The organism is Ponticoccus sp. (in: a-proteobacteria), assembly GCF_048381735.1.
Genome location: NZ_JBLXGL010000001.1, coordinates 209,408 through 228,674, shown reverse-complemented (window position 1 = coordinate 228,674; position 19,267 = coordinate 209,408). Strand labels below are relative to the sequence as shown.

Here is a 19,267-nt window from a genome sequence, read left to right as displayed (position 1 = left end):
CTGAAAGGCCCCTGCCCCACGGCGCCCGGTCCACGACGCCTTTCCCACCGCAAGACGACTGTGCCGGAGGCGTCACGCCCCCTCGCAAGGGCGCCTCAGCCGATCAGGCGCTTCCGCAGCGCGGGGTCCGGCAGCGCGCAAAGATCGGTGCGGCCCATGATCCGGTAACGGTTGCGGGCGATCCGGCGATAGGCCCAGTCGCGCAGGCCCTTCGGCAGCAGCCACAAGGCGGCGGCGAGACGCCCGGCCCCACCCAGCCTTGTGGCCACAGCGATCACGGCATCCAGCGAAAACAGCGCCTCACCCTCGCGCAGGTACAGCCAGCTGTCGGGGGCGTCGGGGTCCAGCCCGTAGTGCAGCAACAGCGCCCGGCCCAGACCGCTGCCCGCCGTGGCAATGCGGAACTCCTGCCGGGTATCGCGCCGCGCCAGCATCCGCGCCCCGCGAGAACAGACACCGCATGTGCCGTCAACCACCACCACATGGCCGCTGTCGTCGAAAGCGGGCACCGAGGCATCGGCGCGATGTGAGGCCGCGCCCATCTCAGGCGCTCTGGCGCGTCCGTTCCGTGCCCATGGCGGCCCAGTCGCGGACCGCCGCGCCGAAGGCCTGGAACAGCGGACGGGACACCGGGTCGTTGGCGGCGTCCCATTCGGGATGCCATTGCACCGAAAGGGTAAAGCCCTTGGCGCCCTCGACGTGGATCGCCTCGGGGGTGCCGTCCGGTGCCTGGCCCTCGATCACCACGCGCTTGCCGGGCTGCTTGATGCCCTGCCCGTGCAGCGTGTTGGTCATGACCTCTGTCGCGCCCCAGAGCCGGTGAAAGACCCCGCCCTCGGTCAGCGTCACCTTGTGGCGCAGGGCGAATTTCTCTTCCAGCGTGCCATCGGGCGGCATGCGGTGGTTCATCCGGCCCGGCAGGTCGCGGATTTCCGGGTAGAGCGTCCCGCCCATGGCCACGTTGACCTCCTGGAAGCCACGGCAGATACCGAAGACCGGCTGGCCACGCTCGACGCAGGCGCGCACCAGCGGCAGCACGATGGCGTCGCGGGCGCGGTCGTAGCTGCCATGCGCCTCGGTCGAGGCCTCGCCGTATTCCTCGGGGTGGACGTTGGCGCGCCCGCCGGTCAGCAGGAAGCCGTCACAGGCCTCCAGCAGTTCGGGGATCGAAACAAAGCGCGGGTCGGCGGGGATAAGCAGCGGCATGCAGTCCGCAACCCTGGCCACCGCCTCGGAGTTCATGGCCCCGCCCGCATGGGCCGGGTACTGGTCATTGATCAGATGCTGGTTGCCGATGATGCCGACGATTGGGCGGTGCATGCGCGGTCGCTCCGTTGTTTTTCCCCTGTTTAAAGCCAAAAGCGGGGTTAAGAAAGAGACAGCACGGCGCAGCGCCCCTGCGCTGATGCAGGTCTGCCGGGTTTTTGCGCGCTGCCCCGGGGGCCGGGGACGGCGGTCAGATCGCTGCGGACAGGCCAGTCGGCCCAAGGACCGGCCCGGCGGCCCCTCAAAAGCCTGGGCGGATCGTCTTTTCACGCGAGGGCCGGACGGCCCTGACACGCGACGCGCCGCAGCCCCCTGTCAGGCAACCATCCCGATGGCGCTGTCAGCCGCGCCGCCGGACGGCCCTGCCTCACATCCAGGCCCCGGCCCGCTGCCTCCCTAGGCCGCCTCCACATCCTCGGCCTGCTGGCGCGCCCAAAGCTGGGCGTACCGCCCCTGCCGCAGCAGCAGCGCCTCGTGCGTGCCTTCCTCGACCACCTCGCCGTCCTGCAGGACCACGATCCGGTCGGCATCGGCGATGGTCGACAGGCGGTGCGCGATTGTGATGACGGTCCGCCCCTCTCCGGCGCGGCGCAGCGCCTCCTGGATCGAGGCCTCGGTTTCGGTGTCCAGCGCCGATGTCGCCTCGTCCAGAAGCAGGATAGGCGGGTTCTTCAGCAGCGTGCGCGCGATGCCCACGCGCTGCTTTTCGCCGCCCGACAGCTTCAGCCCGCGTTCGCCCACCTGCGTGTCGTAGCCTTCCGGCAACGAGGTGATGAAGTCGTGGATCTGCGCCGCCCGCGCCGCATCCTCGACCTCCGCCTGAGAGGCGCCGTCCCGGCCATAGGCGATGTTGTAGCGGATGGTGTCGTTGAAGAGCACCGTGTCCTGCGGCACCACCCCGATGGCAGCATGAAGGCTGTCCTGCGTCACGTCCCGCAGATCCTGCCCGTCGATGCGGATCGCCCCGCCCTGCACATCGTAGAAGCGGAACAGCAGCCGCCCGATGGTCGACTTGCCGGAGCCCGACGGCCCCACCAGCGCGACGTTCTGCCCGGCGGGCACATCGACCGAGACGCCCTTCAGGATCGGGCGCGCCGCGTCATAGCCAAAGACCACGCCGTCCAGCGTCACCGCCCCGCCCGCCACGTCCAGCGCGGGGGCACCGGGCTTGTCCTGCACCTCTTGCGGCTGTTCGAGCAGGTCGAACATCTCTCCCATGTCGACCAGCGCCTGCCGGATTTCGCGGTAGACGGTGCCGAGGAAGTTCAGCGGCATGGTGATCTGGATCATGTAGGCGTTGACCATGACGAAATCGCCCACGGTCAGCGCGCCGTTCTGCACGCCTACCGCCGCCATGACCATGACCGCGACAAGTCCGCTGGTGATGATCAGCGATTGCCCGGTGTTCAGCGCCGCCAAAGAGGTCGCGGTCTTCACCGCCGCCGCCTCGTAGCCTTCCATGGCGCGGTCGTAGCGCGCGGCCTCGCGGCTCTCGGCGCCGAAATACTTGACCGTCTCGAAGTTCAGCAGGCTGTCGATGGCCTTCTGGTTGGCATCCGTGTCCTGCTTGTTCATCTCGCGGCGCAGCTTCACCCGCCATTCGGTCACCTTGAAGGTGAAGGCGACGTAAAGCGCCACGACCCCCACCACGACGACCAGATACCAGACGTCGAAGAGGAAGAAGAGCACGATGGCGACAAGGGCCAGTTCCAGCGCCAGCGGCCCAATCGAGAACAACAGGAAGCGCAGCAGGAACTCGACCCCTTTCACTCCGCGCTCGATGATGCGGCTGAGGCCGCCGGTCTTGCGGGTGATGTGGTAGCGCAGGGACAGGCGGTGGATATGGGTGAAGGTCTCCAGCGCCAGTTGCCGCAGGGCGCGCTGGCCGACCTTGGCGAAGACCGCGTCGCGCAGCTGCTGGAAGCCCACGTTCATCAGCCGCGCCAGGCCATAGGCCACGGTCAGGCCGACGGCGCCCAGCATCAGGTCCGACGCGCCCTCGCCCGACAGGGTGTCGACCGCCTGCTTGTAGAGGATCGGGGTGAAGACCGCGATCACCTTGGCCAGCACGAGGAACCCCAGCGCGATCACCACGCGGCGTTTCACCCATGTCTGCCCCTCGGGCCAGAGGTAGGGGCCGACGCGGCGGATGGTGCGCCAGCCAGAGCGGCGCTCTGCCTGTGCGATGTCTGCGGGGGGCTGGTCTGTCATGGGTGCTCCGGTCTCGGCCTCCCTACCTAGGGTGCCGCAGCCGGGAAGGCCAGTGCGGCAGCGCACAGAGCGGTGGCAGGGGCCGCGCGCCCTGCCCGAACCGGCGGCCCGGCGTCACTCTGTCCGGGTGTCGGGCAGGTCGAAAAGCTGGCCGGGATAGATCAGGTCGGGGTCGCGGATGCGGTCGCGGTTGGCCTCGTAGATGCGTAGGTAGTCCAGCCCGTCGCCGTAGCGGCCCTTGGAAATACCCCACAGAGTGTTTCCGGGCTGCACGATGACAGAGGTGATCGGCCCCTGCGCCAGCGCGGTCGCGGTCTCCAGCGCCTCGGCGCTTTCGCGCAGGAAGGGGCTTTCGACCCGGGCGGTCACGGCGCCCTGCGCGTCCAGCTGATCCACCCGCAGCGTGTAGGTGCCGGTGTCGATCTCGGGCAGGACGATGCGCCAGCGCCCGTCCTCGCGGATGCGCGAGGTCGAGACCGGCGTATTGTCGAGGTAGACCCGCACAAAGCCGGTATCCTCGCCGCGACCGGACAGCAGCACGTCGCCCTCGGCATCGTAGCTGATCGAGTCGAGCGCCACGTCCCCCGGCGACAGCGGCGCGGTCTGAAGCACCTCGACCCCGCTCGGGCCGGACACCAGAACCGTCGGCCCGCCCGAGGAACCGTCGGGCGCGGCGGCGGCGGCGGTCTGGCTGCGGGCGTCGATGGCCGGATCGCGCGGCAGGGCGTCAAGGGTGGCGGTCTCTGCGGCGCCGGGTACGCGGGAGGGATCGGCGCTGGCGATGACCGACGCCGGTTCGGCGCGGCTCCCGGGGGACGAAGCGGGCGGACCGTCCGCCGCCTCCAGCCGCAGCGTCGCCAGTGCCTCCTGCGCCGGGCGCGCGGTCGAGCTGCCGGGCACCTGCGGCGTCTGACCCACCGCGTCATCCTGCGCCGCCAGCGGCGCGGGGGCCTCTCCGGCGCGGGGCAGCGGCACCGCGCGGGCGGCGGTATCGGGGTCCGAGGCCTGCGGCGCGCGCGGGTCGGCGCCACCGGCAAGGCCCGGGTCGGCCACGGAGTGCGCATCGGGACCGGACCCTGCCGGAACCCTGGCAGCGCCGGGCGCGGCGGGCGTCTGCGACAGGGCCTGCGGGCGTTCCAGCGCGGCGACAAGATCGGCGGGCGCGACGATCACCTCGGTCTCGGACAGCAGCGTCTCGCCCTCCACGGACATGCGCAGGGCCAGCACGGCCCCGTCCTGCGGCAGCGCGACAAAGGCCGAGAACTTGCCGTCACCGCCCACGTCGACGGTTTCGACCGGTTCGCCGTTCACCAGAAGCTCCAGCAGCGCGCCGGGTGCGGCGGCCCCGGCCACCAGCGCGGCCCCGTCGGTTTCCGCCCGCACGAGGTCGAAGACCGGCGCGGCGACGGAAACCGGGTCGGCTGGGCGCCCGGGCGCTTGATCGACAAGGGCGGGATCGGCCCCGGCACCCTCCGTGGCAGGATCGGGGTCAGAAGCCGGGCCGGCACCGGCGGCTTTCGCGACAGGCTCGACGTCAGCGGCGGGCCTGGCCTCGACGGCGGGATCGGCGTCAGCGGAGGGGGCGGGCGTGTCCGGCGATGCGGCCTCTCGGCTTGTCAGCGCCGGCGCCTGCGGGTCGTCGGATCCGGGCAGCGTGATCACACCGCTGGCGATGCCCAGGGCCACGGCCCCGGCGGTCGCGGCCGCGGTCACGGCGAGGTAGAGTCCTGTCTTGCTCATGGCAGTCGTTCCGGTCACAGGCCCCCCTCCGCGACCCCCATCGCGGAAAAGGGCAGTTGAGCGTGTATAAACCACCCGGTAACAAGGGTCAAAAGCGGAAAATCCACCAAGAGGCGGGCAGCCATGACAAAATTCTCAATCTGTGTCTATTGCGGTTCGCGGGCGGGCGCCCTGCCCGCCTATGCGTCCGAAGCCGAGGCCCTCGGCGGCGCCATCGCGTCCGAGGGCTGGCGGCTGGTCTACGGCGCGGGCGACGTGGGCCTGATGGGCACCGTCGCGCGGGCGGCGCAGACCGGCGGGGCCGAGACCTTCGGCGTGATCCCGACGCACCTGCTGAGCCTAGAAGTCGGCAAGACCGACCTGACGAAATTCATCGTCACCGAGACCATGCACGAGCGCAAGAAGGTCATGGTGATGAACGCCGACGCGGTCGTGGTGATGCCGGGCGGCGCCGGGTCGCTCGACGAATTCTTCGAGGTGCTGACTTGGCGCCAGCTTGGCCTGCACTCGAAGCCCATCGTGCTGATGGACGTGGCGGGCTACTGGGGGCCGCTGCGCGCCCTGATGGAACATGTCGTCGATCAGGGCTTTGCAGAACGCTCGCTGTTGGATTTCGTCCAGGCCGCCGCCTCTGCCGAAGAGGTCATGACGATCCTGCGCCGCGCCCTTTCCTGACGCAGGGTGACGGCGGTGTAGATCGCCAGCGCCGTCCAGATCATCACAAAGGCGGTGACGTGCCAGCCGGTCAGCGGCTCGGCAAAGATCACCGCCGCAAGGAAGAACTGCATCGTCGGGTTGAGATACTGCACAAGGCCAAGCGTCACCATGCTGACCTTCTGCGCGCCCGACGAGAAGAGGATCAGCGGCAGCGCGGTCAGCAGCCCCGAGAGGATCAGCAGCGCCGAGGTATAGAGGTCCTGTCCGAACAGGCCCTCGCCACGCAGATGCACCCAGGCCAGCCAGACCACCGCGAGCGGCGTCAGGATCAGCACCTCGGTGGTGACCGAGACAACCGGGCCGACCGAGAGGCTTTTCTTCAGCAGCCCGTATAGCGCGAAGGTCGAGGCCAGCAGCAGGGATATCCAAGGCGCGGCGCCCAGGCCCCATGTCAGCTGCGCGACCCCCGCCGCCGCCAGCCCGATTGCCAGCCATTGCAGCGGGCCAAGGCGCTCCTTCAGCACGAAGACCCCCAGCAGGACCACCAGCAGCGGCTGGATGTAATAGCCCATCGAGGTTTCGGTCACCCGCCCGACCTGCACCGAGAAGATGAAGAAGAACCAGTTCGCCGAGATCAGCAGCGCCGCCGCCGTCAGGATCAGCGCATCGCGGCGCGAGGACATTGCCACGCGGATGCGGCCCAGCCGCCCCTGCAGGCCCAGAAGCCCGGCAAAGACCACCAGCGACCAGACGGTGCGATGCGCCAGCAGTTCCAGCGGCGGCACATGGGTCAGCAGCTTGTAATAGAGCGGGGACAGGCCCCAGATGATGCAGGCGCCGATGATGGCAAGGACACCCGAGCGTTGCGTTGACATGTCACCTCCCGCCTGTACCCGGAAGACCTACGCCCGGACGCGGGGGGCTGCAAGCCAGTGACGGGGGCCGCGCGGTCCCGGGGTGCCTGCGGCCACCGGCCCTCACGGCGCGGGACCGCGCCGGGGCGGCAGGGTTCGGGGCAAGGGGCAGGGAAAGCCGGATCTCTGGCCAATGCTTTGAAAACGCAAGGATATCGGCGCACCCTCGGCGGCGGGCACGTGGCCCCGGGGATGCGTTTCCAGCGCCCCCAAACGCGAAACGCCCCGGCTTTTGCCGGGGCGTTCCGTTTCGAACCGGTCGAAGGGCTTACAGGCGCGAGGCCACGTTTTCCCAGTTCACCAGGTTGTCGAGGAAGTTTGCCAGGTAGGCCGGGCGCTTGTTGCGGAAGTCGATGTAGTAGGAATGTTCCCACACGTCGCAGCCCAGCAGAGCGGTCTGGCCGAAGCACAGCGGGTTCACGCCGTTCTCGGTCTTGGTCACCTTCAGCGAGCCGTCGGTGTCCTTCACCAGCCAGGCCCAGCCGGAGCCGAACTGACCGGCACCGGCGGCCGAGAACTTTTCCTTGAAGTCTTCGACGGTGCCGAAGCTTTCCTTGATGGCGGCTTCCAGCTCGGAGGGCATGCCGGCGTTGCCCGGGCCCATCATTTCCCAGAACTGGGCGTGGTTCCAGTGCTGCGACGCGTTGTTGAAGATACCCGACTGGGCAACGGCGTTGGCGTCATAGGTGCCCTTGACGATCTCTTCTACCGACTTGCCTTCCCACTCGGTGCCCGCGATCAGCTTGTTGCCGTTGTCGACATAGGCCTTGTGGTGGATATCGTGGTGATACTCCAGCGTCTCCTGGCTCATGCCCTGGCTGGCCAGCGCATCGTGTGCGTAAGGAAGATCAGGAAGTTCAAAAGCCATGAGGGGCCCCTTTCGTTACGGTTGTGGTGCTGCGTCATACGTGTCTCGCCAGTCACCCCGCGTCAAGGGTTCGTGACGGCGGAAACATGCTGGAGTCACGAAAGTTCGCGCATCTCGCATTGGCCCCTGCGTTCCTGGCGGATGCCCTGCCCGCGCCCCAGCGCCAGAACGGTGACCTGGCCGGTGCGGCGGTCGATGCGGGCGCGGTAGGTCATCAGCACGCGCATGTTGAAGGCCGCGCGCATCCGCACCTGCCAGTGCACGGTGATCTCTGCCCCCGTGACCTCGACCCGGCCCTCGGCGGGCTGACCTTCGTTGAAATGCAGGATCCCGGCGTCCGAGATCACCACCCGCCCGCTGCGCGTGTCATGGCCGAAGAAGATCAGCGGCTGCACCCAGTCGCGGTCGCGCGACTGCGGGAAGTGGCACTGATAGGCCATGACGCTGGCCGCAGCCGGGGCGGTCAGGGCTGCCAGAGCGGTCAGCGCGAGGAAGGCAAGGGCGATCCGGCGCATGGCGGCTCCTTTACCGGGGCGGGAACGTCCTGCGACTATCGGTCCCCGCACCCGCCATGGCAACCGCTGTCGCAGATTACTCCCGGAAATAGCCGACGGCGCTGTTCGGGGCCGCGGCGGTCTTGAGCAGGGCGAACATGTAGTCCGCGACGGAGCGGAAGCAGAACAGCTGCACCGTCCGAGCGTCGCGCATCCACAGGCCCGCCGCAACCTGACCGACCTTGGTGCGGCGCAGTTCCCCGGGGCCGAAGGCCTCGGGCGAGAGGTCGGCGGGCGTCAGCTTGGCCAGAACCTCGCGGACCATCGGGCCGGTCAGCAGGAAATGCGCCCGCATGTCCGAGACATCGGCCACAAGGGCATGGCTGCCGCCCAACTGGCCCTGAAGCTCCAGGGCGGCCTGCGCCGCCTCGGCCCGGGGCAGCAGAAGCAGCAGCTCGTCCGGCGACATCCACAGGATGCCGCGCTCGCCGTTGCCCGCCGCGCCGCGCGTGCCCGGCATGTCGACGCCGGTCAGCCCGGTCGCGGCATTCTTCAGCGCCGCGGTGGCAAGGTCGCCCCGGATCAGCACGCAACCCTGCGGCCCGTGTTCGGCGATATGGCACAGCCCCTCGAAAGAGGCGCCGCCCAGCGGCAGGACAGGATCAGACATTCTGCTTCTCTCCTTCGGGGTCGAAGAACACCGCCGAGACGATGCGCGCGCGCATCTTGGTCTCGCCGTCTTCCTTCATGAAATCGATCTCTTCGCCCATGCGGTCGGGGCCGTTGTGGACAAGGCCCATGGCGATGCCCCGGTCCAGCGTGGGCGAGTAGTAGGACGAGGTCACGCGGCCCTGCGTCTGCCGCTGGCCGTTCGCCGTCTTTCCCTCTGCCACAGCCAGCGCCCCGTCCGGCAGGACCGAACCGTCCAACGTTTCCAGCCCCACCAGCTGCCAGCGGTCGGGGTTGTCCATGTGGCTGCGGGTCTGGGCGCGCTTGCCGAGGTAGTCCTCTTTCTTCTTCGAGATCGCCCAGCCAAGGCCCAGATCCTGCGGGATCACGGTGCCGTCGGTCTCGTCGCCGATCATGATGAAGCCCTTCTCGGCCCGCATGACGTGCAGCGCCTCTGTGCCGTAGGGGGTCGCGTTGAACTCTTCGCCCGCCGCGTGCAGCATCTCCCACAGGGCAAGGCCCTGCGCCGCCGGGGCGGCAATCTCGTAGCTCAGTTCGCCCGAGAAGGAGATCCGGTAGACCCGCACCGGGATGCCGCCAAGGCGCCCGTCGGCCCATGTCATGAAGGGCATCGCCTCTTTCGACAGGTCCATGCCGCCAAGCTTTTCCAGCACCTTTCGGGCCTTGGGGCCGACCACGGCGATCTGCGCATATTGTTCAGTCACGTTGGCGGTGTAGACCTTCCAGTCCCACCACTCGCACTGCAACCAGTCCTCCATGTGGGCATGGATGCTGTCCGCGCCGCCGGTGGTAGTGTGGCAGAGGAAGGTATCCTCGTCGATCCGCGCCACGACACCGTCGTCCATCAGGAAGCCGTTTTCGTTGCACATCAGCCCGTAGCGGCATTTGCCGACCGGCAGGGTGCTCATCATGTTGGTGTAGAGCATGTCGAGGAAGCGGCCCGCATCGGGCCCCTTGACGATGATCTTGCCCAGCGTCGAGGCATCCAGCAGGCCAAGGCTGTCACGCGTGGCCCAGATCTCGCGTGTGACGGCGTCGTGCTTGCTTTCGCCCGCCCTGGGGAAGCAGTAGGGGCGGCGCCAGTGGCCGACCGGCTCCCACGCGGCGCCATGCGCCTCGTGCCAGGCGTGCATCGGCGTCTTGCGCAGCGGCAGGAAGGTCGCGCCGCGCGCCTCGCCCGCGATCGCCCCCATCGAGATGGGGGTATAGGGCGGGCGGAAGGTGGTGGTGCCGACGTCGGGGATGTCGCTGCCCAAGGCGCCCGACAGGATCGCCAGACCGTTGATATTGGACAGTTTGCCCTGATCGGTCGCCATGCCCAGCGTGGTGTAGCGCTTGGCGTGCTCGACGGATTCAAAGCCCTCGCGCGCCGCAAGCTGCACGTCCGAGACCTTCACGTCGTTCTGGAAATCCAGCCAGGATTTCATCTTCAGGTCGTGACCGGCGCCCTGCGGCATCAGCCAGACCGCCATGACCGGCGCCTCGCCCGGTGCGTCGCTGTCAGGCGCATCCACGCGCGTGACCGTGGCGCCCAGCCCCTCGGCGGCGTCGAACCCCGCGCGGGCGGCATCCTTCAGGACCGGGCCGGTGACGATATGGCCGTTGGCCGCGCCCGCGATGCTGACGAAGGCGGTGCCCTCGGCGCCGGTGGGCGGGCGGTTGGGATCGGGGCGGAAGCAAACCGCCTCGGGATCCCACAGCAGCTTGCCGCCGCAATGCGACCACAGGTGCACCGCCGGGGACCAGCCGCCGGACATGGCGACCACGTCGCAGGCGATTTCCTCGATCATGGCGCCCTCGCCCGCCTGCGAGCAGACCACGACGCCCTCGACCCGCTTGCCGCCCTTGACCTTGGCGATGGCCATGCCTTCCAGCACGCGGATGCCCGCCGCCTTGGCCTCTGCCACCAGGGCGGGGTCGATGGGCAGCACGCGGGTGTCGATGATCGCGGGCACCGACAGGCCCGCCTTCTTCACCGCCAGCGCAGTGCGGTAGGCGTCGTCGTTGTTGGTCACCACCACCGTGCGGTCGCCCGAGGACACGCCGTAGTTGACGATGTAGTCGCGCACCGCCGAGGCCAGCATGACGCCGGGAATGTCGTTGCCCGCAAAGGCGATGGGCCGCTCCAGCGCGCCGGTCGCCAGCAGGATGTGCCGCGCCCGGACCCGCCACAGGCGATGGCGCGGGGCGCCGCTGCCCGGAACGTGGTCGGCGACCTTCTCATACCCCAGCGCATAGCCGTGGTCGTAGACGCCCGAACCCATGCAGCGGGTGCGGATGGTCACATTGGGCATGGCCTCCAGCGCGGTGCGGGTCTCTGCGATCCAGTCCTCGACCGGCTTGCCGCCGATCATGCCGCCGTCGACCGGGGCACGGCCGCCCAGATGCGGCTCCATCTCCATCAGCAGGACCTGCACACCCGAGGCCCCGGCGGCCAGCGCGGCCTGAAGCCCCGCCACGCCGCCGCCGACGATCAGCAGGTCGGTGTGGACGTGGAAGTGCTCGTAGATGTCCGGGTCGCGGGTCTCCGGGTCCGGCGCCTTGCCCAGACCGGCGGACTTGCGGATGAAGGGTTCGTAGACGTGCTTCCACAGCGGACGCGGGTGGATGAACATCTTGTAGTAGAAGCCCGCGGTCAGGAAGCGGCTGAAGAAGCCGTTGAGCGCGCCGATATCGGTTTCCAGCGAGGGCCAGCGGTTCTGCGAGGTGGCGGTCAGCCCCTCGAAGACCTCGGTCATGGTCACGCGCTGGTTCGGCTCGTGGGTATTGCCCTCGCCAAGGTTCACCAGACCGTTGGGCTCTTCCGCGCCCGAGGCAAGGATGCCGCGCGGGCGGTGGTACTTGAAGGACCGCCCGACAAGCATCTGGTCGTTGGCCAGCAGCGCCGAGGCCAGCGTGTCTCCGGCAAGGCCGGTCAGGCGCTTGCCGTCGAAGGTGAAGGGAACCCGGGTGGAACGGTCGATGAGGCGTCCGCCCTGTGCCAGTCTGGTGCTCATTCAGCCCCCCTTGCGCCCGTGGCAGGCGCGGATTCGAGTATTTTTGCAGAGAAGAAGGTCATTCGGTCACGCCGGCTTGAACAGGTCGCGCCAGGAAAATCCGGGTTTGCTGCCCCGGATCTCGTCGACGATTGACGCGGGCGGCTCTGTCGTCTGCGCCGCGTAGGTGCCGAAGACCTGCATCGTCGTGGTGTCGCGGGCGGCAAGGAACCACTTGCCGCAGCCGTAGCTGTGGCGCCAGCGTTCGAAATGCACGCCGCGCGGGTTCTCGCGCAGGAAGAGGTAGCCCTCGAAGTCGTCGTCGCCGCTGCCGGGACCGAAGCGCGTCAGATGCGCCTCGCCGCCGGGGCTGAGTTCGGTTTCATCGGCCATGATGCCGCAGTAGGGGCATTGGAGTGTCAGCATGGGACCACCTTCTTGCGGAGGGAACGCGGGGCTTCGGCGTGACTGCGGGACATGCAAAGGGCCGGGATACCCATCGGCATCCCGGCCCGGGCCGCCCCGGAGCGGGGCAGCGTCACGAGCGAAGCGTTACTGGTCTGCGGCAGGCGCAGCGGATTCGGGATCGGCTGCGGGTGCAGCGTCGTCAGCCGCCGGAGCAGCGGCTTCCGGTGCATCGGCTGGCGCGGTTGCCGCCGGGGCGTCAGCAGCCGGTGCGGTTGCCGCCGGGGCATCGCTCTGGATGGTGACGTCGACGTCGTCACCCGGCGCGGTGACGGGCTCGCCGCCGGTGCCGAAGATGACATAGGCCAGCACCGCCACGACGACGACGACGATGCCCACGACGAAGGCGAGGCCGGAATTGCTGCGGCCCGTGGTGTGCGTGGTCGTGGTTGTCGAGTGGCCGGCGCCATGGGCAGCGTTGCGGTCGGCAGCGGTGGTTTGGGTGTGGGTGGTATCAGCCATTTGTCTGTTCCTTCTCCATGTTCCGTTGAAGGCGCAACACGGAGGGCACAGGTCTGGTTCCCGGGGGTTCCGGGGTCCGGCGGAAATCCGCGCGGATCCTTGCCGATGGGGGTCTGGGCGGCGTCGGGCCTCATCAGTGCGCCACCCCGGCGGCGACGCTTTCGTCGATGAAGCGGCCTTCGCGGAAGCGGCCCAGCGAGAATGCGTCGCAAAGCGGCGATTGCCCCCTTGCCATCAGTTCGGCAAAGCCCCAGCCAGAGCCCGGGATGGCCTTGAAGCCCCCGGTGCCCCAGCCGCAGTTGATGAAGACGCCCTCGACCGGCGTCTTCGACAGGATCGGAGAGCGGTCGCCGGTCATGTCCACGATGCCGCCCCACTGGCGCAGCATCTTCAGGCGCGAGACCATGGGGAAGGTCTCGACCAGCGCGCGGACGGTTTCCTCGATGTGGTGGAAGCTGCCGCGCTGGGTGTAGTTGTTGTAGCCGTCGGCGCCGCCGCCGATCACCATCTCGCCCTTGTCGGACTGGCTCATGTAGCCGTGCACGGTATTGGCCATGACGACGACGTCCATGATCGGCTTGATCGGCTCGCTGACCAGCGCCTGAAGCGCCACGGATTCCACCGGCAGGCGGAAGCCCGCCATCTCGGCCAGCACGCCCGAATGGCCCGCCACCACGATCCCCAGCTTGTCGCAGGAGATGGCGCCGCGGGTGGTCTGCACGCCGGTCACGCGGTCGCCGTCTCGGTCGATGCCGGTGACTTCGCATTTCTCGATGATGTCCATGCCCATGGCCGAACAGGCCCGCGCATAGCCCCAGGCCACCGCGTCGTGGCGCGCGGTGCCGCCGCGCGCCTGCCAGAGCGCGCCCAGCACCGGGTAACGCGGCCCGTCCAGGTTGATGATCGGGCACAGCTCCTTGACCCGGCGGGGCAGGATGAACTCTGTCTTCACCCCCTGCAGCGCGTTGGCATGCGCGGTGCGGCGATAGCCCCGCACCTCGTGTTCCGTCTGCGCCAGCATCATCACGCCGCGCGGGCTGAACATGACGTTGTAATTCAGGTCCTGGCTCATCGTCTCGTACAGCGAGCGCGACTTTTCGTAGATCGCGGCAGAGGCGTCCTGCAGGTAGTTCGACCGGATGATGGTCGTGTTCCGCCCGGTGTTGCCGCCGCCCAGCCAGCCCTTTTCCAGCACCGCGACATTGGTGATGCCGAACCGCTTGCCAAGGTAGTAGGCCGTCGCCAGACCGTGCCCGCCCGCGCCGACGATGATCACGTCGTACCGGCTTTTGGGCGCGGCGGGCTTCTTCCAGGCGCGCTCCCAGCGCTGGTGGTTCGAAAGGGCTTCCCGGGCGATGGCAAAGGCGGAGTAGCGTTTCATATGGCTCGAATCCGGTTCCGGCGTGGGTTTCTGGTGGTATGGACTCAAACGCCGCTGGCGCTGCGGCTGCAACCGTCATTCTGACGCGCAGTTGCGACATGGTGCGGCGGCGGCCCGATTGGACCTTTTTTTCAAAGCCCTCCCCGCATACATGAGGCCGGACGAAGGGGAGGCAAGATGCTGTTCTGGATTGTGACGGGCGCGGTGGCGCTGGTGCTGACGGTGGCCCTTGTGGCGGCGCTTTTGCGGGGCCACAGGGAAACCGGCCCGGCCGAGGCCTTCGACCTGCAGGTCTATCGCGACCAGCTGCGCGAGGTCGAGGCGGACGCGGCCAGCGGCAAGGTTCCCCCCGAAGAGGCAGAGCGCCTGAAGACAGAGATCTCGCGCCGCCTGCTGGCCGCCGACGCCAAGGCGCGCGGCACGGCGGCAGAGACGGGCCAGCCGCAGGGCGCGGCGCGCGTGATGGCAGTGATCGTGGCGCTGGTGCTGGTGGGTGGCGGTTTCGGCCTTTACACCTACCTCGGCGTGCCCGGCTACCCGGACCGCCCGCTTCAGCTGCGCATGGAACAGGCAGAGGCGCTTTTGCAGGACCGCACCGCGCAGGCCGAGGCAGAGGCCCGCCAGCCCGCCACCGCGCCGCTGGACGTGCCCGAGGATTACGCCGCGCTGGTCGAAAAGCTGCGCGCCGCCGTGTCCGAACGTCCCGACGACCTGCAGGGCCACATGCTGCTGACCCGCCACGAAGCGGCGCTTGGCAATGCCCGGGCCGCCTACACGGCGCAGCAGCAGGTGATCCGCCTGAAGGGCGAAGAGGCCGTCGCTCAGGATTTCACCGACCTCGCCGACCTGATGATCATCGCGGCGGGGGGCTATGTCTCGCCCGAGGCGCAGAAGGTGCTGGAACAGGCGCTGAGCCGCGACCCCGACAATGGCGTTGCGCGGTTCTACGGCGGGCTGATGATGGCGCAGACCGGGCGCCCGGACCTTGGCTTCCAGATGTGGAACCGCCTGCTGCGCGAAAGCGCCGCCGAAGACCCCTGGGTGGCGCCGATCCGCGCCCAGATCACCGACATGGCCGCCCGCGCCGGGGTGACGAACTTCTCGCTGCCCGAGGCCCCTGCCCCGCTGCGCGGCCCATCTGCCGCCGATATCGACAATGCCGCCGACCTCAGCGACGAGGACCGCTCTGCGATGATCCGCGGCATGGTCGACGGGCTGCTGGAGCGGCTGGCGACCGAGGGCGGCTCGCCGCAGGAATGGGCGCGGGCGATCTCTGCCCTTGGCGTGCTGGGCGAGGCCGATCGCGCCGGCGCGATCTGGACCGAGGGCAAGACCGTCTTTGCCGGAAACCAAGAGGCCCTTGCGGCGCTGCGCGACGCGGCGGTATCAGCGGGGCTGGCGTCGGAGTGACGCGCAAAGGAGTGGCCCGCCCGTGATCCATGACGAGATTGCCGATTTCGCCGCCGCCCTGCGGCCCATGACGGCGCTGGCCGGGCTGGACCTCGGGACCAAGACCATCGGCGTCGCGGTCACCGATACCTTCCGCACCGTCGCCACACCGCTTGAAACCGTGAAGCGGCGCAAATTCTCGCTGGATGCCGAACGCCTGCTGTCGATCCTGAAGCAACGCGGCATCGGCGGGCTGGTGCTGGGCCTGCCGCGCAACATGGACGGCACCGAGGGCCCGCGCTGCCAGTCGACCCGCGCCTTCGCGCGCAACTTTGCCGCGCTTTGGGACGGCCCGGTGACCTTCTGGGACGAACGCCTGTCCACTGTTGCCGCCGAACGCGCCCTGCTGGAGGCGGATACCTCCCGAAAGCGTCGCGCCGAGGTGATCGACCACGTGGCCGCATCGTACATCCTGCAAGGGGCGCTGGACCGCCTGCGCCACCTGTCAGCCTGAACGGGACGCGATGAGTGACGAGATCTGGAAACGCCGGGAGATCGAAAGCCCCTGCGTGAAGCTTTGCGTGATCCACCCCGAGGCCGGGCTGTGCACCGGCTGCCTGCGCTCGCTCGACGAGATCGCGCGCTGGTCGCGCATGGACCCCGAAGAGCGCCGCGCCGTCATGGCCGCCCTGCCCGACCGGCAGGGGCATCTGACGCATCGGCGCGGCGGCCGCGCGGCGCGGCTGAAGCGGCGCGGGGGCGGCACCGAGGGCTGAGGCAGAGCGCCCGGGGAACCGTTGCGCCGGGCCGGATGTGCAGCTGAGGCGGCAGGCTGCCGGGACACTCTGCGGCATCCATCGCGCAGGCCTCGCACCCGCGCAGGCTCAGGCTCAGGCCCAGAGCGCCTTGCGCAGCATGTTGACGGCGACGATCAGGATGAAGACCGCGAAGAGCCTGCGCAGCAGCAGCGCATCCAGCGCATGCGCCAGCTTCGCCCCCATCGGCGCGGTGATCAGCGTCATCGAGATCGCGATGACAAGCGCCGGGACGTTGACCGCGCCGACCGTCAGGGGCGGCGCCCCGGCGACGTTCAGGAACAGGAACCCGATCACCGAGGGCACCGCGATGACAAGACCGAAGCCCGCCGCCGTTGCCACCGCCCGATGCATGGGCACGCTGTAAAGCGTCATCAGCGGCACGCCGAAACTGCCGCCGCCGATGCCCATCAGCACCGAGAAGAAGCCGACCGTGGGCGACAGCGCCGCCCGGGCGCCGCCCTGCGGCATCTGCGGCCCCAGCCGCCAGCTTTGCCGCCCGAAAGCAAGGTAGAGACCGACCATCGTGGCCAGAACGCCGAAGATCACCGCCAGCACCTCGGACCGCAGGCGCGCGGCGGCCAGCATCCCCAGCACCGCGCCGATGGCGATGCCCGGCGCCCAGCCCTTCAGGATATCCCAGTCCACCGCCCCGCGCTTGTTGTGCGCATGGACCGAGCGGATCGAGGTCACGATGATCGAGGCCAGCGAGGTCGCAAGGCAGACCTGCATCACCTGCGGCCCGTCATAGCCCAGCCCGTGCAGGACGAAGTAGAAGGCCGGCACAAGGATGATGCCGCCGCCCACGCCGAAGAGCCCGGCCAGCAGCCCCGCCACCGCAGAGGCCGCCATGAGAACCGCCACCAGCGGTGCGAGGGTCGATAGGTCCAGTGTCATGCGGCCTCCTGTCCGGGAATGCTGTCCAGCGCCTCCGCGACAAGGCCGGTGCCTGCGCCGGGCCGGCTGGCCCCCTCGGACAGGATCTGCCGCCAGCGCCTTGCGCCCGGGCGCCCGGCAAAGAGGCCCATCATGTGCCTTGTGATCTGATGCAAACGCCCGCCGGACGCAAGGTGGTCGTCGATGTAGGGCATCATGGCCCGGACCACCTCCTCGGGGCTGTCGAAGGGGTCCGGCGCGCCGAACAGGCGGCTGTCGGCGCGGCCGAGGATATCCCAGGGCTGGTGATAGGCGGCGCGTCCGATCATGGCCCCGTCAAGGCCGTCCGCAAGAAAGGCCTCAGCCGCGTCAAGCGTGGCGATGCCGCCGTTCACCGACAGGTGCAGCGCCGGAAAGCGCGCCCGCATCGCCCGGACAAGCCCGTAGTCCAGCGGCGGGATATCGCGGTTCTCTTTCGGAGACAGCCCCTGCAGCCAGGCCTTGCGGGCGTGGATGGAAAACCGCGTGACGCCCGTGGCGGCGACGGTCTCGATAAAGGCGGGCAGGACCTCTTGCGGGTCCTGATCGTCGACGCCGATGCGGCATTTGACCGTGACCTCGGGCCCGTCGGGCAGCGCCTCGCGCATGGCCGCGACGCAGGCCGCGACAAGCGGCGCGTCCTTCATCAGAACGGCGCCGAAGGTGCCCGACTGCACCCGGTCCGAGGGGCATCCGCAGTTCAGGTTGATCTCGTCGTATCCGGCGCGCGCGCCCAACCGCGCCGCCTCGGCAAGCTCCACGGGATCCGACCCGCCCAGTTGCAGGGCGACGGGATGCTCGGCGGCGTGATGATCCAGCAGATGCAGCGCCCCGCCCCGCACCAGCGCTGGCGCCGTGACCATTTCGGTGTAGAGCAGGCTGCGGCGAGACATCAGCCGGTGCAGATACCGGCAATGCCGGTCGGTCCAGTCCATCATCGGGGCGACGGAGAGGCCGGCGGCCCGGTGAAGGTCCGAATGAAGGTCCGAAACTGCTTGTCTTTCTGGCTTTTCCGTCATCCGCCCCACTCCTGCTTCCGCCCATGCCCGGGCCTTTTGCGCCCGTTGTCGGGGATGGTGCAACACAATGTTGCACCGACGCCGCCTGTTGCACCGCCCTTCGGTGCCCTGCCCTGTCAACCGCGCGGCCGAGGTCGGGGCCCGGCCTGCCGGGACACGATCCCGCCCCCGGCTCGATACATCGCCCGGGCCGCGCCGTCTCGACCCACCCCTTGGCGGTCGGTGACTGCCCCGCGACACGCGAGCCGGACAAGTACCATTTCGGACCCTCGGAAGAAAGACGGCGCTGGGTGGGTCACAGCGGCGGCCCGCAAAACGAAGCGCGGCGCGTTCGGCCTGACAGCCCACGCAGATGCGCCTCCCCCTGAACCGCGCGATGAACAACCGGCAGGCGCAGAAAGACGCCGGGGCCGCGTGTCACGGCTTGCCTTCTGCGCGGGCTGGCCCAAGCTGGGCCGGGCGATGCCCGTGGCCCGCGAGGGTCTCGACGGTCGCGCGCCCTGAAACATCGCGGCCCGGCCCCGCCGCCACACCAAGGGAGACTTGTCCATGAAGATCATCCGAGCCGGAAGCACGCCCTCTGCCCCCGGCCCCGAGGAGTATTTCACCGGAACCGTTCGCATCGACCCGATGTTCCAGGCCGAGCCGCCGGGCCGCACCAGCGGCGCCCATGTCACCTTCGAACCCGGCGCCCGGACCGCGTGGCATACCCACCCGGCGGGACAGACCATCATCATCACCTTCGGGCGCGGCCGGGTACAGCGCGACGGCGCCCCGGTCGAAGAGGTCACGGCGGGCGATGTGGTCTTCTTTCCGGCCGAGGAAAAACACTGGCACGGCGCCGCGCCCCGGACCGCCATGTCGCATATCGCCATTCAGGAAAGCATCGACGGCACGCCTGTGATCTGGCTGGAGAAGGTTTCGGACGCCGATTACAACGGTTGACGCCCCCGCGCCGCCTGTCCATGCGGCGGCGCGGAGATGCGCGGCAGCGGCACAGCGGCCT

At 69.0% G+C, this 19,267-nt stretch carries 19 protein-coding genes; 5 read left to right on the top strand and 14 right to left on the bottom strand.

Annotation, left to right across the window (positions count from 1 at the left end):
* Positions 1-95: 95 nt before the first annotated feature.
* The 4 genes from ACN5KJ_RS01085 to ACN5KJ_RS01070 all read right to left on the bottom strand — a co-directional run bounded on the left by ACN5KJ_RS01085 (position 96) and on the right by ACN5KJ_RS01070 (position 5,217).
* On the bottom strand, positions 96-542 hold the full coding sequence (locus tag ACN5KJ_RS01085; protein WP_418591704.1) for a thiol-disulfide oxidoreductase DCC family protein: 447 nt from the start codon (positions 540-542) through the stop codon (positions 96-98).
* 1 nt (position 543) lies between these two features.
* Complete coding sequence (locus ACN5KJ_RS01080; protein ID WP_418591702.1) at positions 544-1,320, bottom strand: gamma-glutamyl-gamma-aminobutyrate hydrolase family protein; 777 nt, start codon at positions 1,318-1,320, stop codon at positions 544-546.
* 342 nt (positions 1,321-1,662) lie between these two features.
* Complete coding sequence (locus ACN5KJ_RS01075; RefSeq protein WP_418591700.1) at positions 1,663-3,477, bottom strand: ABCB family ABC transporter ATP-binding protein/permease; 1,815 nt, start codon at positions 3,475-3,477, stop codon at positions 1,663-1,665.
* Between the two features lie 114 nt (positions 3,478-3,591).
* The gene (locus ACN5KJ_RS01070; RefSeq protein WP_418591698.1) at positions 3,592-5,217 is read right to left on the bottom strand and encodes a LysM peptidoglycan-binding domain-containing protein; all 1,626 of its coding nucleotides are present in this window, start codon (positions 5,215-5,217) and stop codon (positions 3,592-3,594) included.
* Between the two features lie 123 nt (positions 5,218-5,340).
* Between ACN5KJ_RS01070 and ACN5KJ_RS01065 the strand changes: the two genes are divergently transcribed.
* Positions 5,341-5,892, top strand: a complete 552-nt coding sequence (locus ACN5KJ_RS01065) for a TIGR00730 family Rossman fold protein (RefSeq protein ID WP_418591696.1) — start codon at positions 5,341-5,343, stop codon at positions 5,890-5,892.
* Here ACN5KJ_RS01065 and rarD read toward each other — a convergent pair.
* The 8 genes from rarD to ACN5KJ_RS01025 all read right to left on the bottom strand — a co-directional run bounded on the left by rarD (position 5,799) and on the right by ACN5KJ_RS01025 (position 14,123).
* Complete coding sequence (gene rarD / locus ACN5KJ_RS01060) at positions 5,799-6,749, bottom strand: EamA family transporter RarD (RefSeq protein WP_418591694.1); 951 nt, start codon at positions 6,747-6,749, stop codon at positions 5,799-5,801. The genes ACN5KJ_RS01065 and rarD overlap by 94 nt on opposite strands.
* A 307-nt stretch (positions 6,750-7,056) precedes the next feature.
* The gene (locus ACN5KJ_RS01055; RefSeq protein WP_023848843.1) at positions 7,057-7,656 is read right to left on the bottom strand and encodes a superoxide dismutase; all 600 of its coding nucleotides are present in this window, start codon (positions 7,654-7,656) and stop codon (positions 7,057-7,059) included.
* Between the two features lie 95 nt (positions 7,657-7,751).
* A complete protein-coding gene (locus ACN5KJ_RS01050) occupies positions 7,752-8,171 on the bottom strand; it encodes a hypothetical protein (RefSeq protein ID WP_418591692.1) in 420 nt (139 codons plus the stop codon).
* A 76-nt stretch (positions 8,172-8,247) separates the two neighbouring features.
* The gene (locus tag ACN5KJ_RS01045) at positions 8,248-8,820 is read right to left on the bottom strand and encodes a sarcosine oxidase subunit gamma (RefSeq protein ID WP_347167205.1); all 573 of its coding nucleotides are present in this window, start codon (positions 8,818-8,820) and stop codon (positions 8,248-8,250) included.
* On the bottom strand, positions 8,813-11,836 hold the full coding sequence (locus ACN5KJ_RS01040; protein ID WP_418591689.1) for a sarcosine oxidase subunit alpha family protein: 3,024 nt from the start codon (positions 11,834-11,836) through the stop codon (positions 8,813-8,815). Before ACN5KJ_RS01040 ends, ACN5KJ_RS01045 begins: the two co-directional genes overlap by 8 nt.
* 66 nt (positions 11,837-11,902) lie before the next feature.
* Positions 11,903-12,241 (bottom strand): sarcosine oxidase subunit delta, encoded by a 339-nt coding sequence (locus ACN5KJ_RS01035; RefSeq protein WP_347167204.1) that lies wholly within the window; start codon positions 12,239-12,241, stop codon positions 11,903-11,905.
* 126 nt (positions 12,242-12,367) lie between these two features.
* On the bottom strand, positions 12,368-12,742 hold the full coding sequence (locus ACN5KJ_RS01030) for a hypothetical protein (protein WP_418591687.1): 375 nt from the start codon (positions 12,740-12,742) through the stop codon (positions 12,368-12,370).
* 133 nt (positions 12,743-12,875) lie between these two features.
* Positions 12,876-14,123, bottom strand: a complete 1,248-nt coding sequence (locus ACN5KJ_RS01025) for a sarcosine oxidase subunit beta family protein (RefSeq protein ID WP_418591685.1) — start codon at positions 14,121-14,123, stop codon at positions 12,876-12,878.
* Positions 14,124-14,300: 177 nt separating this feature from the next.
* Here ACN5KJ_RS01025 and ccmI point away from each other — a divergent pair, with 177 nt between their 5' ends.
* Genes ccmI through ACN5KJ_RS01010 form a run of 3 tightly spaced genes read left to right on the top strand, consistent with a single transcriptional unit; the run spans position 14,301 to position 16,288 of the window.
* Positions 14,301-15,533, top strand: coding sequence for a c-type cytochrome biogenesis protein CcmI (gene ccmI, locus ACN5KJ_RS01020; protein ID WP_418591683.1), 1,233 nt, complete (start codon positions 14,301-14,303; stop codon positions 15,531-15,533).
* A gap of 22 nt (positions 15,534-15,555) precedes the next feature.
* On the top strand, positions 15,556-16,026 hold the full coding sequence (gene ruvX, locus ACN5KJ_RS01015; protein ID WP_418591681.1) for a Holliday junction resolvase RuvX: 471 nt from the start codon (positions 15,556-15,558) through the stop codon (positions 16,024-16,026).
* Between the two features lie 10 nt (positions 16,027-16,036).
* Positions 16,037-16,288 carry a DUF1289 domain-containing protein gene (locus ACN5KJ_RS01010; RefSeq protein ID WP_347167200.1) on the top strand — a complete coding sequence of 84 codons (252 nt, stop codon included), beginning with the start codon at positions 16,037-16,039 and terminating at the stop codon, positions 16,286-16,288.
* 114 nt (positions 16,289-16,402) lie between these two features.
* Here ACN5KJ_RS01010 and ACN5KJ_RS01005 read toward each other — a convergent pair whose 3' ends face one another.
* The gene (locus tag ACN5KJ_RS01005; RefSeq protein WP_418591679.1) at positions 16,403-17,224 is read right to left on the bottom strand and encodes a sulfite exporter TauE/SafE family protein; all 822 of its coding nucleotides are present in this window, start codon (positions 17,222-17,224) and stop codon (positions 16,403-16,405) included.
* The gene (gene dusA, locus ACN5KJ_RS01000; RefSeq protein WP_418591677.1) at positions 17,221-18,261 is read right to left on the bottom strand and encodes a tRNA dihydrouridine(20/20a) synthase DusA; all 1,041 of its coding nucleotides are present in this window, start codon (positions 18,259-18,261) and stop codon (positions 17,221-17,223) included. The genes ACN5KJ_RS01005 and dusA overlap by 4 nt, the downstream gene beginning before the upstream one ends.
* 549 nt (positions 18,262-18,810) lie before the next feature.
* Between dusA and ACN5KJ_RS00995 the strand changes: the two genes are divergently transcribed.
* Positions 18,811-19,206: a cupin domain-containing protein gene (locus ACN5KJ_RS00995; protein WP_418591675.1), complete on the top strand. Its 396-nt coding sequence runs from the start codon at positions 18,811-18,813 to the stop codon at positions 19,204-19,206.
* The last annotated feature ends 61 nt before the right edge of the window (positions 19,207-19,267 follow it).

Bases quoted from the DNA above. Each gene is read 5' to 3' on its own strand.
- ACN5KJ_RS01085 (WP_418591704.1), bottom strand. From the start codon at position 542: ATGGGCGCGGCCTCACATCGCGCCGATGCCTCGGTGCCCGCTTTCGAC.
- ACN5KJ_RS01080 (WP_418591702.1), bottom strand. From the start codon at position 1,320: ATGCACCGCCCAATCGTCGGCATCATCGGCAACCAGCATCTGATCAAT.
- ACN5KJ_RS01075 (WP_418591700.1), bottom strand. From the start codon at position 3,477: ATGACAGACCAGCCCCCCGCAGACATCGCACAGGCAGAGCGCCGCTCT.
- ACN5KJ_RS01070 (WP_418591698.1), bottom strand. From the start codon at position 5,217: ATGAGCAAGACAGGACTCTACCTCGCCGTGACCGCGGCCGCGACCGCC.
- ACN5KJ_RS01065 (WP_418591696.1), top strand. From the start codon at position 5,341: ATGACAAAATTCTCAATCTGTGTCTATTGCGGTTCGCGGGCGGGCGCC.
- rarD (WP_418591694.1), bottom strand. From the start codon at position 6,749: ATGTCAACGCAACGCTCGGGTGTCCTTGCCATCATCGGCGCCTGCATC.
- ACN5KJ_RS01055 (WP_023848843.1), bottom strand. From the start codon at position 7,656: ATGGCTTTTGAACTTCCTGATCTTCCTTACGCACACGATGCGCTGGCC.
- ACN5KJ_RS01050 (WP_418591692.1), bottom strand. From the start codon at position 8,171: ATGCGCCGGATCGCCCTTGCCTTCCTCGCGCTGACCGCTCTGGCAGCC.
- ACN5KJ_RS01045 (WP_347167205.1), bottom strand. From the start codon at position 8,820: ATGTCTGATCCTGTCCTGCCGCTGGGCGGCGCCTCTTTCGAGGGGCTG.
- ACN5KJ_RS01040 (WP_418591689.1), bottom strand. From the start codon at position 11,836: ATGAGCACCAGACTGGCACAGGGCGGACGCCTCATCGACCGTTCCACC.
- ACN5KJ_RS01035 (WP_347167204.1), bottom strand. From the start codon at position 12,241: ATGCTGACACTCCAATGCCCCTACTGCGGCATCATGGCCGATGAAACC.
- ACN5KJ_RS01030 (WP_418591687.1), bottom strand. From the start codon at position 12,742: ATGGCTGATACCACCCACACCCAAACCACCGCTGCCGACCGCAACGCT.
- ACN5KJ_RS01025 (WP_418591685.1), bottom strand. From the start codon at position 14,123: ATGAAACGCTACTCCGCCTTTGCCATCGCCCGGGAAGCCCTTTCGAAC.
- ccmI (WP_418591683.1), top strand. From the start codon at position 14,301: ATGCTGTTCTGGATTGTGACGGGCGCGGTGGCGCTGGTGCTGACGGTG.
- ACN5KJ_RS01010 (WP_347167200.1), top strand. From the start codon at position 16,037: ATGAGTGACGAGATCTGGAAACGCCGGGAGATCGAAAGCCCCTGCGTG.
- ACN5KJ_RS01005 (WP_418591679.1), bottom strand. From the start codon at position 17,224: ATGACACTGGACCTATCGACCCTCGCACCGCTGGTGGCGGTTCTCATG.
- dusA (WP_418591677.1), bottom strand. From the start codon at position 18,261: ATGACGGAAAAGCCAGAAAGACAAGCAGTTTCGGACCTTCATTCGGAC.
- ACN5KJ_RS00995 (WP_418591675.1), top strand. From the start codon at position 18,811: ATGAAGATCATCCGAGCCGGAAGCACGCCCTCTGCCCCCGGCCCCGAG.